Annotated in this window: 17 protein-coding genes and 1 pseudogene; 10 read left to right on the plus strand and 8 right to left on the minus strand. The window is 70.2% G+C overall.

What is annotated here, in order from left to right; translation table 11 throughout:
• Window positions 1-189 precede the first annotated feature (189 nt).
• Together ACFY1P_RS13755 and ACFY1P_RS13760 are read left to right on the plus strand one after the other, a co-directional pair.
• Complete coding sequence (locus ACFY1P_RS13755) at window positions 190-1,446, plus strand: glycosyltransferase (RefSeq protein WP_361522779.1); 1,257 nt, start codon at window positions 190-192, stop codon at window positions 1,444-1,446.
• A gap of 53 nt (window positions 1,447-1,499) precedes the next feature.
• Entirely contained in the window at window positions 1,500-3,089 is a 1,590-nt protein-coding gene (locus ACFY1P_RS13760) for a glycosyltransferase family 39 protein (protein WP_361522888.1), read from the plus strand.
• Window positions 3,090-3,203: 114 nt separating this feature from the next.
• Here the strand turns inward: ACFY1P_RS13760 and ACFY1P_RS13765 are convergent, their stop codons facing one another.
• Window positions 3,204-3,971 carry a LuxR C-terminal-related transcriptional regulator gene (locus ACFY1P_RS13765; protein ID WP_361522782.1) on the minus strand — a complete coding sequence of 256 codons (768 nt, stop codon included), beginning with the start codon at window positions 3,969-3,971 and terminating at the stop codon, window positions 3,204-3,206.
• Between the two features lie 241 nt (window positions 3,972-4,212).
• Here ACFY1P_RS13765 and ACFY1P_RS13770 point away from each other — a divergent pair, with 241 nt between their 5' ends.
• Both ACFY1P_RS13770 and ACFY1P_RS13775 read left to right on the plus strand, forming a co-directional pair.
• Window positions 4,213-5,787 carry an FAD-dependent monooxygenase gene (locus ACFY1P_RS13770; RefSeq protein WP_390750705.1) on the plus strand — a complete coding sequence of 525 codons (1,575 nt, stop codon included), beginning with the start codon at window positions 4,213-4,215 and terminating at the stop codon, window positions 5,785-5,787.
• Window positions 5,788-5,825: 38 nt separating this feature from the next.
• Window positions 5,826-5,885, plus strand: a pseudogene (locus ACFY1P_RS13775) (MerR family DNA-binding transcriptional regulator); the annotation flags it as partial.
• Between the two features lie 15 nt (window positions 5,886-5,900).
• Here the strand turns inward: ACFY1P_RS13775 and ACFY1P_RS13780 are convergent.
• The 4 genes from ACFY1P_RS13780 to ACFY1P_RS13795 all read right to left on the minus strand — a co-directional run bounded on the left by ACFY1P_RS13780 (window position 5,901) and on the right by ACFY1P_RS13795 (window position 8,469).
• Window positions 5,901-7,028: a hypothetical protein gene (locus tag ACFY1P_RS13780; RefSeq protein ID WP_390750706.1), complete on the minus strand. Its 1,128-nt coding sequence runs from the start codon at window positions 7,026-7,028 to the stop codon at window positions 5,901-5,903.
• Window positions 7,029-7,160: 132 nt separating this feature from the next.
• A complete protein-coding gene (locus ACFY1P_RS13785; RefSeq protein WP_390750707.1) occupies window positions 7,161-7,661 on the minus strand; it encodes a DUF3515 domain-containing protein in 501 nt (166 codons plus the stop codon).
• Complete coding sequence (locus ACFY1P_RS13790) at window positions 7,658-7,879, minus strand: DUF6255 family natural product biosynthesis protein (RefSeq protein ID WP_390750708.1); 222 nt, start codon at window positions 7,877-7,879, stop codon at window positions 7,658-7,660. The genes ACFY1P_RS13785 and ACFY1P_RS13790 overlap by 4 nt, the downstream gene beginning before the upstream one ends.
• On the minus strand, window positions 7,873-8,469 hold the full coding sequence (locus tag ACFY1P_RS13795) for an ATP-binding protein (protein ID WP_390750709.1): 597 nt from the start codon (window positions 8,467-8,469) through the stop codon (window positions 7,873-7,875). Before ACFY1P_RS13795 ends, ACFY1P_RS13790 begins: the two co-directional genes overlap by 7 nt.
• A 179-nt stretch (window positions 8,470-8,648) precedes the next feature.
• Here ACFY1P_RS13795 and ACFY1P_RS13800 point away from each other — a divergent pair, with 179 nt between their 5' ends.
• The 3 genes from ACFY1P_RS13800 (at window position 8,649) to ACFY1P_RS13810 (ending at window position 10,971) form a co-directional block, all read left to right on the plus strand.
• Window positions 8,649-9,503 carry a helix-turn-helix domain-containing protein gene (locus ACFY1P_RS13800; RefSeq protein ID WP_390750710.1) on the plus strand — a complete coding sequence of 285 codons (855 nt, stop codon included), beginning with the start codon at window positions 8,649-8,651 and terminating at the stop codon, window positions 9,501-9,503.
• Between the two features lie 11 nt (window positions 9,504-9,514).
• On the plus strand, window positions 9,515-9,775 hold the full coding sequence (locus ACFY1P_RS13805) for a DUF397 domain-containing protein (protein WP_390750711.1): 261 nt from the start codon (window positions 9,515-9,517) through the stop codon (window positions 9,773-9,775).
• Window positions 9,776-9,909: 134 nt separating this feature from the next.
• The gene (locus tag ACFY1P_RS13810; protein ID WP_390750712.1) at window positions 9,910-10,971 is read left to right on the plus strand and encodes a site-2 protease family protein; all 1,062 of its coding nucleotides are present in this window, start codon (window positions 9,910-9,912) and stop codon (window positions 10,969-10,971) included.
• On the opposite strand, the gene ACFY1P_RS13815 is transcribed toward ACFY1P_RS13810, so the two are convergent.
• The gene (locus tag ACFY1P_RS13815; RefSeq protein ID WP_390750713.1) at window positions 10,947-11,444 is read right to left on the minus strand and encodes a contact-dependent growth inhibition system immunity protein; all 498 of its coding nucleotides are present in this window, start codon (window positions 11,442-11,444) and stop codon (window positions 10,947-10,949) included. The genes ACFY1P_RS13810 and ACFY1P_RS13815 overlap by 25 nt on opposite strands.
• 84 nt (window positions 11,445-11,528) lie before the next feature.
• Here ACFY1P_RS13815 and ACFY1P_RS13820 point away from each other — a divergent pair, with 84 nt between their 5' ends.
• Together ACFY1P_RS13820 and ACFY1P_RS13825 are read left to right on the plus strand one after the other, a co-directional pair.
• Window positions 11,529-11,942 (plus strand): nuclear transport factor 2 family protein, encoded by a 414-nt coding sequence (locus ACFY1P_RS13820; protein WP_390750714.1) that lies wholly within the window; start codon window positions 11,529-11,531, stop codon window positions 11,940-11,942.
• A gap of 49 nt (window positions 11,943-11,991) precedes the next feature.
• Complete coding sequence (locus ACFY1P_RS13825; RefSeq protein ID WP_390750715.1) at window positions 11,992-12,267, plus strand: hypothetical protein; 276 nt, start codon at window positions 11,992-11,994, stop codon at window positions 12,265-12,267.
• Between the two features lie 85 nt (window positions 12,268-12,352).
• Here the strand turns inward: ACFY1P_RS13825 and ACFY1P_RS13830 are convergent, their stop codons facing one another.
• On the minus strand, window positions 12,353-12,781 hold the full coding sequence (locus tag ACFY1P_RS13830; RefSeq protein WP_390750716.1) for a hypothetical protein: 429 nt from the start codon (window positions 12,779-12,781) through the stop codon (window positions 12,353-12,355).
• 166 nt (window positions 12,782-12,947) lie between these two features.
• On the opposite strand from ACFY1P_RS13830, the gene ACFY1P_RS13835 reads away from it, so the two are divergent.
• Window positions 12,948-13,337, plus strand: a complete 390-nt coding sequence (locus tag ACFY1P_RS13835; RefSeq protein ID WP_390750717.1) for a hypothetical protein — start codon at window positions 12,948-12,950, stop codon at window positions 13,335-13,337.
• A 144-nt stretch (window positions 13,338-13,481) separates the two neighbouring features.
• Here the strand turns inward: ACFY1P_RS13835 and ACFY1P_RS13840 are convergent, their stop codons facing one another.
• Window positions 13,482-13,826 carry a hypothetical protein gene (locus ACFY1P_RS13840; protein ID WP_390750718.1) on the minus strand — a complete coding sequence of 115 codons (345 nt, stop codon included), beginning with the start codon at window positions 13,824-13,826 and terminating at the stop codon, window positions 13,482-13,484.
• Window positions 13,827-13,829: the final 3 nt, after the last annotated feature.

The raw sequence follows: 13,829 nt of genomic DNA on the forward strand, positions 1-13,829 counted from the left end.
ACTCCCGGCCGCCGGGCGGAAGTGGGGCCCGCGCCGAGATGGCGGTCAGGTGGCGGTCAGTCAACTTCCTTTCACCGCCCATCAGTTCGGAGGGTCCGCTTTCACTCGTTCCCCGTCGCGCCCGCGCCCGCCGCCCGTACCCTCTCGTGCGAATGGGGAGCCACGAAAAGGTGATGCGGGGGGACTTCGTTGCTCACGTCCGTTGTCGTCGGTGCCGTGTCCCTGACGTTGTTCTGGATGGCCGCGTTCACGCTGTGGTGGCAGATGCACGCCTGGCGCACGCCCGAGACGCTCGCGGCGACCCGTTTCGAGCAGCCCAGCGGTGACACCGCCCTGAGCTTCTCGCTGCTGCTGCCCGCCCGGCACGAACAGGCCGTGCTCGAACACACCGTCAGGCGGCTGCTGGAGTCCACGCACACCCGCTTCGAGATCCTGGTGATCGTCGGGCACGACGACCCGGAGACCGCGGCGGTCGCCGAGCGCGTGGCGGCCGCGGCTCCCGGGCACGTACGCGTGATCGTCGACACGCACGCGAAGAAGAACAAGCCCAAGGCGCTGAACACCGCGCTCCCCCACTGCCTCGGCCACGTCGTCGGCGTCTTCGACGCCGAGGACCAGGTGCACCCGGCGCTGCTCGCGCACGTCGACCACGCCTTCCGCGCGACGGGCGCGGACGTGGTGCAGGGCGGCGTGCAGCTGATCAACTTCCACTCAAGCTGGTACAGCCTGCGCAACTGCCTGGAGTATTTCTTCTGGTTCCGCAGCCGCCTGCACCTGCACGCGCAGAAGGGCTTCATCCCGCTGGGCGGCAACACCGTCTTCGTCCGCACCGACGTGCTGCGCGAGGCGGGCGGCTGGGACCCCGACTGCCTGGCGGAGGACTGCGACCTGGGCGTACGGCTCTCCAGCAGGGGCCGGCGCGTGGTCGTGGCGTACGACTCGGAAATGGTCACCCGCGAGGAGACGCCGGACACCCTGATGAGCCTGCTCAAGCAGCGCACCCGGTGGAACCAGGGCTTCCTCCAGGTCTACCGCAAGCGGGACTGGCGACGGCTGCCCACGTTCGGGCAGCGGATGCTGGCCCGCTACACCCTGATGACGCCGTTCATGCAGGCGTTCACCGGTGTCATCATCCCGCTCAACGTCGTGGTGACGTTCCTCCTGCACGTCCCCGTCGAGGTCGCCGTGCTGACGTTCCTGCCGGCCGTCACCGCCTTCGTCACCTTCGTCTTCGAGGTCGTCGGGCTGCACGACTTCGGTGTGCAGTACGGGCTGCACGTACGCCTGCGGCACTACTTCAAGCTGATCGCGGGCGGGCCCTGCTACCAGCTGCTGCTCGCCGGGGCCGCCCTGCGCGCGGTCTGGCGGGAGCAGCGGGGCCGCAACGAGTGGGAGCTGACCCAGCACGTGGGCGCGCATCTGATCCGAGAGGACGTCGCTTCTTGACCCCGCTTGCCGCCTCGGCCGCCCCGCCCGTCACCCCCTTCCGGCCACCGCCCGTGCTCCGGCGGCCGTATGTGGTGGTCAGACCGGTGCTGCGGCTGCGCCGGTCGGTGCCGGACCTGGTCCTGTGCGGGCTGCTGCTCGTCGTGATCGTGCTGGTGCAGGGGCACGGCATCACGGGTTATCCCTCGCTGAGCGACGACGAGGGGACGTATCTGGCGCAGGCGTGGGCCGTGCAGCACGGCAAGGGGCTCGCGCCGTACACGTATTGGTACGACCATCCGCCCGTGGGCTGGCTCCAGCTCGCGGTCCTGACGTGGGTGCCCTCGGTCGTCGCGCCGGATCTGATGTCGGTCGCGCCGATGCGCTGCGCGATGCTGCTGGTGGCGGCGGTGAGCGCGGTGCTGGTGTATGTGCTGGGGCGGCGGCTGGGGTTGCAGCACTGGGCGGCGGGGCTGGCCATGGCGCTCTACGGGCTGTCGCCGCTGTCCGTCGTCTTCCAGCGGCAGATCTTCCTCGACAACATCGCCGTGATGTGGATGCTGCTGGCCTTCTGCCTGGCGGCCTCCCCGCGGCGGCATCTGTGGCACCACTTCGGGGCGGGCCTGGCGGCGGCGGCCGGGGTGCTGTCGAAGGAGACGATTCTGATCGTGCTGCCCGCGCTGCTGCTGACGCTGTGGCGGCACAGCCACCGCGCGACGCGCAAGTTCGCGGTCACCGGCGCGGTGCTGGCATGCGCGCTGACGGGCCTGTCGTATCCGCTGTTCGCCCTGCTCAACCACGAACTGCTGCCCGGCCCCGGCCATGTGTCGCTCGTGGAGGGGGTCACCTACCAGATGGGCCGGGCGGGTTCGGGCTTCCTGCTCTCGCCCGGTTCGGCGGCGCACCGGGTGCTGGACTCCTGGCTCTACTACGACCGGGCCCTGCCGCTGGGCGGGCTGCTCGCCGCGGTCCTGCTGCTGGTGTGCGTGCGCCGCTCCGTCACGGGCCGGGCGCTCGCGGGGCCCGCGGTGGCCGTGCTGCTGCTGGCGGCCGTGGCCCTGCGGCCGAACGGCTACCTCCCCGCGATGTACGTCATCCAGGCGCTGCCCTTCCTCGCCCTGACCCTCACCGGGGTGGCCGCGGCGGTCGCGTGCGCGCTGCTGCGTACGCGCCCCGGCTTCTGCCGCCGCTGGTATCCGGCGCGCTGGACGGCCGTCGTGCTGCTGGCGGCGGCGGGGGTCGCGTACGCCGGTCCGCGCTGGTACGCGGGCACGCGCACCGAGCTGACCGCCGACGTCAACCGCCCTTACCGCGCGGCGGTTTCCTGGCTGCGGGACCCGGACAAGGTGCCCGACCCGGCGCGTACGCGCGTGCTCACCGACGACGCGGTCTGGCTCGACCTCGTGCACGCGGGCTACCCGGCCCGTACGGGTGCCGTCTGGTTCTACAAGGCGGATCTCGATCCGGCCGTGGCGAAGTCCCTGCCGCACGGCTGGCGGGACGTCGACTACGTCGTCACGACCCCGACCGTCCGCCGCGACGCCCCGTCGCTGCCCACGGTCGCCGCCGCCCTGAAGCACTCCGCGCCCGTCGCCTCCTTCGGCAAGGGGCCGTCGCGGGTCGAGATCCGCCGGGTGGACCGGGTGCGGGAGCGGTCCCGCTGACCGGTGGGAGGAGCCCGCCGACGCCGAATCCCCCGCGGTCGGCGTCGGCTGCCCCACCTCTGGTGTCGAGCCTGACGAAGGCCCCGGGGCCCTGCCATAGGAAGGTCTTCCCAGTCACATGACGAGGCCGGAGCGGCGGGCCAGCGATACGGTGGAGACGCGGTTGTTGGTGCCGAGCTTGCGGTAGACCTTCTCCAGGTGACGGTTGACGGTGTGCGGGGAGATGGTGAGGCGCCGGCCGATGGCCTCGGCGGTGAGGCCCTCGGCGAGCAGCCCGAGGACAGTGAGTTCGCGGGGCGTCAGCCCGTGGCTCTCGACGGGCCGCGCCGGCCCGGTGGCCGCCGCGAGCGCGTCGCTCAGCCGCTGCTGTTCCGTCATGTTCCGGTGCGCGCTGACGAGCAGTGGCTGGATCCGCTGCGCGAAGGCGAGCTCACGCGGGCTGAAGTCCCCCAGCCGGCCCAGCGAGACGGCACGCAGGATCCCGGGCTCCCCCGGCAGCGGAAGCCCGAGCTGCTGGGTCGTGCCGTAGTCCCGGCGGGCCTCGGAGTACCACTGGGAGTGGCGCCACCGGTCGCAGATCTGGCTGACGATCACCGGCTTGTACTGCTCGGCCGCGATGTACGAGATGAGCGGATGACTCTGCCGCACGCGCCGCCGGATCACATCACTCGCCGACTCCCCGATCGCCCCGGGCGCCCACCCCAGCGCCCGCCCGCTCAGCTCCGCCGTACGGATCTCGGCGAAGATCACCGTCCCGCAGTCGAAGGCGTCGCGCAGATGCTCTGATATCAGCCGCCCTGACGCCGCCGGGTCGTCGTTCTCGAGAACGGCGACGACGAGGTCGAGCATGCGCTCGTAATCCTGAGTGTGGAGCTGCGACATCCTCCGAGCATGTCGTCCGTGACGGGGAGGGGGCGCGGCGGGGGGTGGGTTTCGGTCACGTCCCGCGGGCCGGCGCCCTCACCGCGACCGGCTCCCGTACGCCCGCTGCCCGCGGGTGCCGCCGCCCCGGCTCACCGACGATCCGCCGGATGGCGGGGGTGTGCCGACCGGACTGCCGCCCGCCCGCCTGTCACACTCGCCGGGTGCCCCGCCGGACCGAGGCGAGCAGGAGGACTTCGACATGCCCGTGGCAGACGCCGGTACGGAGGTATTGATCGTCGGGGGCGGGCCGGTCGGGCTCACCGCCCGAGCGCTCCTGGAACGCTGGGGCGTGCGGGCATTGCTGGTCGAGAAACACCGCGAGCTGTCGCCCTTTCCGCGATCCCGGCTGGTCAATGTGCGCTCGATGGAGATCTTTCGCCGGCTCGGGACGGCCGCCGGGATCACCGCCGTCGCGTTCGCGCCGGAGTACGGCCGCATCCGCTTCCGCGACACCCTGTACGACCGCGACTTCGCCACCGCGGCGATGGCCGGGGTCGACGCGCCGGTACCCGAGAGCCCCGTGATCGGCGCGGTCACCTCGCAGGACCGATTGGAACCCCTCCTGCTCGCCGCGGCGGACGCACCGGTGCGGTTCGGGTCCGAGCTGATCGATCTGGCCGAGGAGGCCGACGGCATCGTGGCCCTGCTCGTCGACCGTCACAGCGGTGACAAGACCCGTGTCCGTGCCCGTTACGCACTCGCCGCCGATGGCGCGAACTCCACCGTCCGGCGCCTGCTGGGAATCGGCACCACGGGCCCCGGGGCGTTGGGGGACTTCACCACCGTCGTGTTCGACGCCGATCTCGACCGCTGGTGCGCCCGCCGGCCCGCCGGGGTCTACGTCACCGCGCACGGCTCGTTCCTCCCGCTCTACCCGGAGGGAGGCTGGGCCTGGTTCGCCCCCACACCCGAGGACCCCGCGCACGCCGACTGGCCCGGCCTCGTCTCGCGCGCCCTCGGTACCTGCGCCGAGGTACGGGCCGAGGTGCTGCGGGTCCAGCACTGGGTGATGAACGCGTTCGTCGCCGAACGCTTCCGGCACGGCCGGATCCTGCTGGCCGGCGATGCCGCGCACGCGATCCCCATCATCGGCGGCCTGGGCATGAATGCCGGCATCGCCGATGTGCACAACCTGTGCTGGAAACTGGCGGGCGTTCTCCGCGGGTGGGCCGGACCGGGCCTGCTGGACACCTACGAGGCGGAACGACAACCGGTCGCCCACCGGACTCTCCGCCAAGCAGTGGCCAACACCCAGCTGATGCTCCAGGTGCAGAAGCGACGCGGCGACCGGCTCCGAACCGGCGAAGCGGCGTCGGCCCGGATCGAACTTCCCTGGTCGGAGGCATACTTCGCCCAACTCGGGCTCGTGCTCGGCGTGGCCTACCGCTCCGACGCCGTCCTCACCGACAGCGACACCCTGCCCGAGCCGCCCGACACAGGCACGGACTACGTCCCCACCACGGAGCCGGGCCATCGCATGCCACACCTCTGGCTCGCACCCGGCAGCTCCACGCTCGACGCTTTCGGCGAGTGGTTCACCCTCCTGACCCCGGCTCCCGCCCACTGGGAGCAACAGGCCACCGCCGCCACGCCCTGGCCGCTGCGCGTCGCGACTCTTCCGCACGAGCACATCGACCTCTGCGGCCTCCGCCCACACGGAGCGCTGCTCATCCGCCCCGACGGCCACATCGGCGCCCGCTGGCGCGACCGCCCACCGGGCGACGCCACCCTCCGTCACACCCTCACCGCCGTCACCCGCTCGACGGCCCCTTGACGGCCTGGCGATGGGAGGCAGGGCAAACGGCCTGACCGATCGCGGAGGTGGCCCGGATGTCCGGGGTGACGACCCGGGCGCTGCGGCACTACGACGATGAGCCGGCGCGCGGCTCAGCGGCGCTCCTCCGGAACAGTCAGCCGCGCCACCCTGGCGGTCGTCAGCTCGGTGGCGAGAACGCCGCGCTCCAGCGGCAGCAAGCGGTGCGCCTTGCAACGCTGCGTCGGCAGCGCCTCGTACTCCTCCCCGACGACCCGCTTCCAGGACGCGTCGAACCGCACCCGGACGATGAGATCCCGCGCCGCGTCGGAGACGATCGACGATCCCAGCAGCCACAGGCCGGGCCCCCGCCCCGTGCCCGGCGGGTCGAAGGCCAGATGCAGCAGCCCCGCCGAATGTCCCTGCGGACCGCGCAGCCGGTACCAGTGGATCTGCCCGTCCTCGTCGATCCGGCCGAACGTGCCGGTCCCCGTCTCCGCCGTACCGAGCAGCACCACCCAGACGCCGCCGGGCCCGCTGATCAGACCTACCGGCGTGCTGCCCCGCTCCGCCGGGACCGGGATCTGCGACGTACGTCCGCTCCGCGGGTCGATCCGCAGCAGTGAACTCGCGCTGTCCTGGCTGACGTAGAAGTCCCCGCTGACCGGGTGCCGGGCGGCGAAGATGGGCTGGGGCACCGCTTCGAAGAGCCGGTGCCGTGCCGGACGCGTATGGTCCAGGGCCAGCACCTGGTTGCTCCCCTTCAACGTCACCCACAGCACGTCGCCGTACTCATTGACGTAGTGCGGCCCCCGGCCGCCGCCGGGGATGTCGATCTCCCGCTCCACGCGCGGCGCGGCGTCGAGTGCGTCCGCCCTCGGGTCGACCAGGAGCAACCGGTTCCCGCCCTCGTGCGTGGCCCAGATCCTCCCGGGGTGACGCGCCGAGACGGCCAGTCCGTGCAGCAGCGCGTCCGACGGCCCGAGGGGGAACGCCCTGATGCCCGTCACCTGTTCGGTACGCGGGTCGAGTCGCAGCTTCACCAGACGGCTGTCGGACATCTGCGACACCAACACCATCGGCCTGCCGGGCAGTTTGACGATCTCGTGCGTCTCCTCGGCGAACGGCAGCTGATACTCCTCCACCACCGACCGCCGACGCGGCTCCCCTTCAGCCACTCCCTCCGGCACCCCGAACAGCGCCCCGGCAACGGTCAGCCCGCCCAGGGCGAGCAGCCGACTCTGAAAGGTGCGGCGATCCAATACGGCTCCCCCGGGTGCGCGCGGCGTCTTTCAGTGACGAACCCCATGGAAGCGGTATGTTCCGACAATCGGATGTCGGATCCGCCAGGTTCACGCTTGTGGGTGACGAGATGCCGACAGCGCACCGGGCTTCTAGATCACGCCGTACGGGACCGTCTTCCGGACCGCGTCCGAGAGCTCCTCGAAGAGCGCGAGGCCGCCGCCCTCGCCCGTGAACTTCTCCGGTACGGTCACCTCCACCCACGCCTCCCGCTTCGACGTCGTGCACCGGACACTGCCGTCCGGCTGCTGCTCCGGCATCCACTCGACGCCGTTGACTTCCCACGTGTCCGACCCCGGGCGGTAGCGCTTGTAGCCGGGCGTCAGGATCAGCGGCCGCCGCACACCGCAGCGCAACGTGATGGCCGGGTCGCCCCAGGCCGCCGTGAACTCCGAAGCGGGGCCGCCGGTTCGCCGCTTCAGGCCATTCACCTTGGCGGGCAGCGCCTTGTGCAGGTCCCGGCAGTAGGCGGCCTGCTTCCCCGACGGCGAAGGGGCCGGTTCCGCGCTCGCGGTGCCGTCGGCGGACGTACAGCCGACGGCGACGGACAAGGACGCGACCACGGGCAGGCACCGGCGGAGGGACGACTTCACCTGGTGATCATAGAGAGGTGTGCGCGGCGAGCTGACTGTGCCATGTGCCAGGCCGCCGCGCGGTCCGCTTCTTGGCGGTGCCGGGATTTCGGGGTGATCCATTGCGGGAGGCCCGGCGGGCGCAGGGACGCGTAGTCGGTGAAGCGGTGGGTTCCGCAGGTGGTGCAGCTCGACGTGCTTCCGCTGCGCGTCCAGCGGTGGGCGCAGTTCCTCACCACATGCTTCCGTTCAGGAGGTGGGCGTCGCGGAAGTGCCTGCGGACGGCGATCGTCGCTTCCTCGACGGCCCGCTGCGCGGCGCCCGAGGCGACCGTCTTCCGGCGTACGGCCTCCAGCCCGGCGCACTCGCCGCAGCCGACGGGCGAGGCGCTCTCGCGCACGCGGCGCCCCTCGGGGCTCAGCTCGAACCACAGCACCTTGCCGCCCGCGTGCCCCCGGTCGCTCCCCCACGCGCTCGCCCACAGCCGCACGAACCACAGCCCCCGCCCACTGGCGGACTCCGGCCCGCCGCACGCGCCGGAGGCGATCCCGCCGAAGAGCGCAGGAACCCTCGGACAGGTGTCCCACACGCTCACCCGCAGGTGATCCCCTTCCTCCCCGTCCACGCGTATAGAGGAGGGGCCTTCGGTGTGCACGTACGCGTTCGTGACCAGCTCGGATGCCAACAGTTGGGCGGTGTCGGCGAGTTCGGGCATGCCGTGCCCGTGGAGGACGGACTTCAGGGTGGCACGGGCGATTCCGGGGGCGCGGGGGTCGCGCGACAGTTCGAGGGTGTACGTCCAGGGCTGCGGGTTGGCTACGGTTGCCATGGAGTCTCCTGGCGGGAGGTGGAGTTGGACCACTTCGGCGCGCACAGCGGGTGCGGAGTGGTGTGGCTCACACGGTAGCGCGCTTCATGGACTACATTCCCCGTAATCCATGAGCAGCAGTCCACGGGACCCGATCGAGTGACAACAGCGCACTGTGTGCGAGCACCAAGAGGAGCACGATGCCGCCGAGCACACCTCTACCGACCGTACGAAGGCGCCGACTTGGGACCGAACTGCGAAGGCTGCGGGAGCGGGCGGACCTTTCCGCGACGGAAGCGGCGGCTCGATTCGGCGTCACCCAGTCACGCATCAGCAACATCGAAGCCGGCCGGTACGGAGTGAGCGCGGACAGGGTGCGGGCGCTGGCGCGCACCTATGACTGCTCGGACCAGCCGTTGATCGAAGCTCTTGCGGCGATGACGGGTGAGCGCAGGCGGGGCTGGTGGGAGGAGTACCGGGATCAGCTCCCGGAGACTTTGCTGGCGCTGTCCGAGATCGAACACCACGCCACCGCGCTGCGCGTCGCCCAGGCCATCACGGTCCCTGGCCTGCTGCAGACTCCGGAGCACGCCCGCGCGGTCTTTCGGGAGTTCGTGCCCTCACTGCCACCCCACGCAGTGGAGTACCGCGTATCGCATCGCGTCAAGCGGCAGATGATTCTCTTCCGCGACAAGCCTCCTCGCTATACGGCCATCATCCACGAGGCCGCTCTGAGAATGCGATTCGGCGGGCCGGAGACGGCTACCGCTCAGCTCGCGCACCTCTTGTCCATGAGCGAACGGCCCAGCGTGACCGTCGTCGTCATCCCATTCACAGCAGCGTCCTTCCCCGTTTCCGGACACGGGGTCGACTACTTCTACGGCGCGGTCCCCCAACTCGACACGGCCACCCTCGATGTCGCCCATGGAACGCAACTCATCGACCTGGCCAGCAGCTTGGAAAGGTTCCGCGCCACGCTCGGCCGCATGGAGGAGGTCGCGCTCAACCCCACCAGGTCACGCGACCTCATGCATCGCATCGCGAAAGAAACCTGAAAGGAACAACCGTGACTCCACTGCACTGGCAGAAATCCTCGTTCAGCGAGGCGGGCTCCACCTGCCTGCACCTGGCCACCGCTCCCCCCGGCATCAGCTGGCAGAAGTCCTCGTTCAGCGGCGAAGGGGACGCCTGCGTTCATCTGGCGGCCACCCGCGACGACGCGGTCTTCCTCTGCGAAAGCGACACTCCAGACAGGGTCCTCACCACCTCCCCCCACAGACTCCGCCCCCTCATATCCGCCATAAAAACCGGCAGACTCAGCCGCTGAACGGCCCCGTCGCCAGCGGGCGGATAATGGGGAGCAGCAGGCCCCTGCGGTGACGGGACAGGCACATGGGCGGCTCTCTACCCCTCGGCAGGATCTTCGGCATTCCGCTGCGGATTCACTGGAGTGCGCCCATATTGATCGTTTTCCTCGGCACGGGGCTCGCCGGTGGCACGCTCCCCGCGTGGGTACCGGGGCGATCGTCCGGGACGTACGACGCGGCCGGGCTGGCCGGCGCCGTGCTGCTGACGGCGAGCTTGCTGCTGCACGAATCCGCGCACGCGGTGACCGCCCGCAGGGCCGGTATCCGGGTGGAGGACATCACCGTCTGGGGCCTGGGCGGGGTCACCCGGCTGGGGCGCGCGGCCACGCCGCGCGTGCAGTTCTTCGTGTCGGCGGCGGGGCCGCTGGCCAGCCTGGTGCTGGGCGGAATCGTCCTGGCCGCCGGCTTCGGCGCCGGGCACGCGCTGCACTGGGCGCTGGTCTCGGCCGTGCTGGTCTGGGCGGGGTGGGCCAATCTGCTGCTGGGTGTGTTCAACCTGCTCCCGGCCGCGCCCCTGGACGGCGGGCGGATCCTGCAGGCGGCATTGTGGTGGCGCGGCGGTGACCGGGCGCGGGCGCAGCGCATTGCCGGCCGTTGCGGCCAGGCGGCCGGGTTCCTGCTGATCGTCGTCGGCTGGTTCGAGGTCGTGCACGGGACGACCGCGGGGCTGTGGCTGATGCTCCTCGGCGGCTTCGTGAGCGTCTCGGCGGTCGCCGAGATCCGCCAGGCCGTACTCGTGAACGCGTTGGAGGGCGTACGCATCGCGGACGTCATGACGCCGGAACCGCTCGCCGGGCCCGACTGGCACACGGTGCAGCAGTTCCTGACGGAGATCATGGCGCGGACGGACCGCCGCGCGGTCCCACTGATCGACTTCGAGGGCCGTCCGAGCGGCCTCGCCGAACGGCTGCGGCTCGCGATGGTCCCGGCGGCGCGGCGAGACGAGGTCCGCGTCCGTGACGTGGCCGTCCCGCTCGCGCAGTGCACGGTCGCGGCCCCGCAGGACGAGCTCGTCGGCGTGCTGGAACGCGCGACTCCGTCGGCGCGGCTGGCGATCCTCGTCGTGGACGACGGCCGGCTGGTCGGCACGGTCACGGGCGAGGACATCGCGCGCGCGGCACGCCGCCGGGATCAGGGGCGCGGCTCGCTGGCCTGAGGTCTTCCGGCGGTGGAAGTGCCCGGCGCCTGGCCGAGGAACCGGTCGGTCTCCGGCCGCAGGGCGGGAGAGAGTGCGGCCGCCTTCGGGGCGAGCACGCGAAGTTCGCGCGCGAGCTCGGGGAATTCGCTCCATACGAACGGCTTTCTGGTGACGACCGCAGCCAGAAGGTCGCCTTCGTACATGTCGCCTTCCGCGAGCGGATCCTCCCTCAGCACGCTCATCGCCACCGGCAGAAGGTAGGGCAACCCCACGTCCTGCCCGATGAGCACGCGCAGATCCTCGACGGTCAGCGAGCCGATCGGCCGGCGCCGCAGCGCGTGCACCGTCGCGACAAGGCGAGTCGCGTCCGCCGCCGGAGCCGGCCAGCGGTCGTCTTCGAGTTCCTCAAGGGACCGGTCGGGGTTCGTACGTCGCGCCACCCGCCGATTGTCGCGCATTGATCGCGATTCGTGATCGCTGCGTGTGCGCATTGCGCCTTGGCCGGTGTCGTGGGCGCGGCTTGACTTGGGGCCGGGCAGAAGGAAAGCCCGGCTTCTACGAAATGAGATGGGAACATGACCAGCGAACCCAAGGACGTGGTGCGGCGCTACTTCGAGGCGCTGGCGGCCGGTGATCAGCAGACGATCCTCGACTCCTGGGCGGAGGACGGGAGTTGCTGGTACGCCGGGGACCTGCCGATTTCGGGGACCTGGCAGGGGCGGGACCAGGTCATCGACGGATTCCTGGCGACCGCGTTCGCCCACCTCGACCCCGACCGGGAGATCGGCGTGCGCGTCACCAACATCTTCGGCGAGGGCGAGCAGGTATTCGTCGAATGGGATTCGTGGGCGACGGGGAAGACCGGGCGGGCGTACGACCAGAAGAACAGCGGCGTCTTCGTCGTACGCGACGGGAAGATCGTGACCATGCGGGAGTACGCCGACACCCAGCACTGGGAGCGGGCGCTGGTCGCGGCCGACGGGGTCTGAACCACGGGGCCCTCACGGCCCGTCGGGGAACCCGGGCTACGATCTCGCGATGTCTGCTTTCCTTCCGGTCCTCTTCGTCGCGATCGGCATATCCGTGGTGGTCTTCGGCGTGCTCCAGGCTTTCAACGTGCGCGGCACGGTGACGCGCAGAGTCGCACGGAATCACAAGAAACTGGAGCTCATTCACCAGGCGAGCGGCCGCCTCGACCCCGTCTTCGTCCCCTTCTTCGGGACCGCGGGCTATCTCCGGTTCCTGGGTGCGGTCCTGATTCCCGTGGGGGCCGTCATGAGTCTCGCGGGCTGCATGCTGCTGCTTCGCTCCTAGAGGCCCTCGGGGGCTTCCAGCCTGGTGAGAACGCGCGAGGTGGGCGGTCGTCCGCACCGCCCACCTCGGCGGCGATACTGGCGGATCAGGCGTGAGGGTGCCTGGTGTGCGGCTTCTTCGCCCGCAGCCTCTTGGTGTGCGCCTTCTTGGTATGCAGGCTCTTGGCGTGCGGCCCCTTGGCGTGCGTCGTCTTGGCCTGGGGCTTCCTGACCTCCGGCTTCCCGGCCTCCGGCCTCTTGGCTTCAGGCTTCTTGGCTTCGGGCTTCTTGGCCGGCGACTTCTTGGCCGCTTGCGCCTCATTGCCCAGGGGCTTCTTGATCCAGCCCTTCTTCACCAACTCGTCGCAGTGCCACTTGGCATGGGCCGCGCTCTCTTTGTTCTGCTTGGCGGCGTTGATGCAGTCCGCGTACGGGAAGGGCGGCTGGTCGGCACGGGCTTGCGAGTGGGCCACGGCAGCGGCCGGCGCGGCGCCCGCTCCACCGATCACAAGGGCCGCGGCCAGGGCGATACTCATCCGGCGCACAGAACTTTTCCTCTCATTCGGGACGACTTCGCCGGTTCAACGAGCCGGTCCGCGCTCGGAAACGAGCTGTTCGCGATCACCTCGACGCCATGCGCATCGCGGAGCAGATCGGACATAGGAGAAACTGTCCCTTGCTTCCCTATGTACCAGGAGATCCATGTACAAGCGCCTGCCCATGCTCGCCCTCTGCCTCGCGGTCACGACTCTCGGCGTCACTGCGTGCGACGCGTCCGGCGACAGCCACGCGAGCGCCTCCGCGACGCCGACGCCGACGCCCGCCGCCACCTCCGAGAGCCCGTCACCCAGCCCGGCGGAAGCGCGCGTGCTGACGGGCTTGCTGCGCGCGGGCTACCTCCGGATCATCCGGACGAACTACTCGGATCTGGACGGCATCAGTGACGACGCGCTCGTCGACCACGGCAACGCGTTCTGCGCGGCGCACGGCCAGGCACTCGCGGACCAGGCCAAGAAGACGATGAAGGAACTCGCGATAACCCCGAAGCAGACGACGCAAATCATGGGCACGGCGCACGGCGTGTGCCGGTAGCTGACGCCTTACGACTGGTTCCGGCCCCGGCGTCACGTGGTGGTGCCGGGGCTGGCGGCTGCGCCCTCATTGCCCATCCTGTCGGGCGATAGAGCCTCCTACACCCGGCAGGGGCCTCAAGTCCGTTCCCCATACACCAGCATGTCACTCGAACTCGATGAAATCTTCCAATGCCGCACGCAACCAGTCGTAGAAGGTGGCGAATTCTCGCCGATTTTCCCGTCCTGGTGTCGTGAAATCGTGAATCTCGCGGACCGTCCCACTATCAAGGTCCCAGCATGCGACGTCATCATTGTCCTCGCGCCTGGCAAATGGCATGAGGTGGCGCTCAGGAAAACGTTGACGAAGCCCGGAAACCCGAGCGCGCAGATCCTTCCCCTCCAGAAGCCACCAAGGGTCGAGTCCGACCAGCCCGGACTCAATGGCCCGAAGAAACTCTTCCGGATAGACGAACTCCCCCGGAAGCTCTGCCGATGAAAGAATATCCACTTT

It is taken from the genome of Streptomyces sp. NPDC001407 (assembly GCF_042895325.1).
Taxonomy (GTDB): Bacteria; Actinomycetota; Actinomycetes; order Streptomycetales; family Streptomycetaceae; genus Streptomyces.

Coding starts and splice junctions, on each gene's coding strand:
- ACFY1P_RS13765 (WP_361522782.1), bottom strand. CDS start 3,971: ATGTCGCAGCTCCACACTCAGGATTACGAGCGCATGCTCGACCTCGTC.
- ACFY1P_RS13770 (WP_390750705.1), top strand. CDS start 4,213: ATGCCCGTGGCAGACGCCGGTACGGAGGTATTGATCGTCGGGGGCGGG.
- ACFY1P_RS13795 (WP_390750709.1), bottom strand. CDS start 8,469: ATGGCAACCGTAGCCAACCCGCAGCCCTGGACGTACACCCTCGAACTG.
- ACFY1P_RS13800 (WP_390750710.1), top strand. CDS start 8,649: ATGCCGCCGAGCACACCTCTACCGACCGTACGAAGGCGCCGACTTGGG.
- ACFY1P_RS13815 (WP_390750713.1), bottom strand. CDS start 11,444: ATGCGCACACGCAGCGATCACGAATCGCGATCAATGCGCGACAATCGG.
- ACFY1P_RS13820 (WP_390750714.1), top strand. CDS start 11,529: ATGACCAGCGAACCCAAGGACGTGGTGCGGCGCTACTTCGAGGCGCTG.
- ACFY1P_RS13825 (WP_390750715.1), top strand. CDS start 11,992: ATGTCTGCTTTCCTTCCGGTCCTCTTCGTCGCGATCGGCATATCCGTG.
- ACFY1P_RS13830 (WP_390750716.1), bottom strand. CDS start 12,781: ATGAGTATCGCCCTGGCCGCGGCCCTTGTGATCGGTGGAGCGGGCGCC.
- ACFY1P_RS13835 (WP_390750717.1), top strand. CDS start 12,948: ATGTACAAGCGCCTGCCCATGCTCGCCCTCTGCCTCGCGGTCACGACT.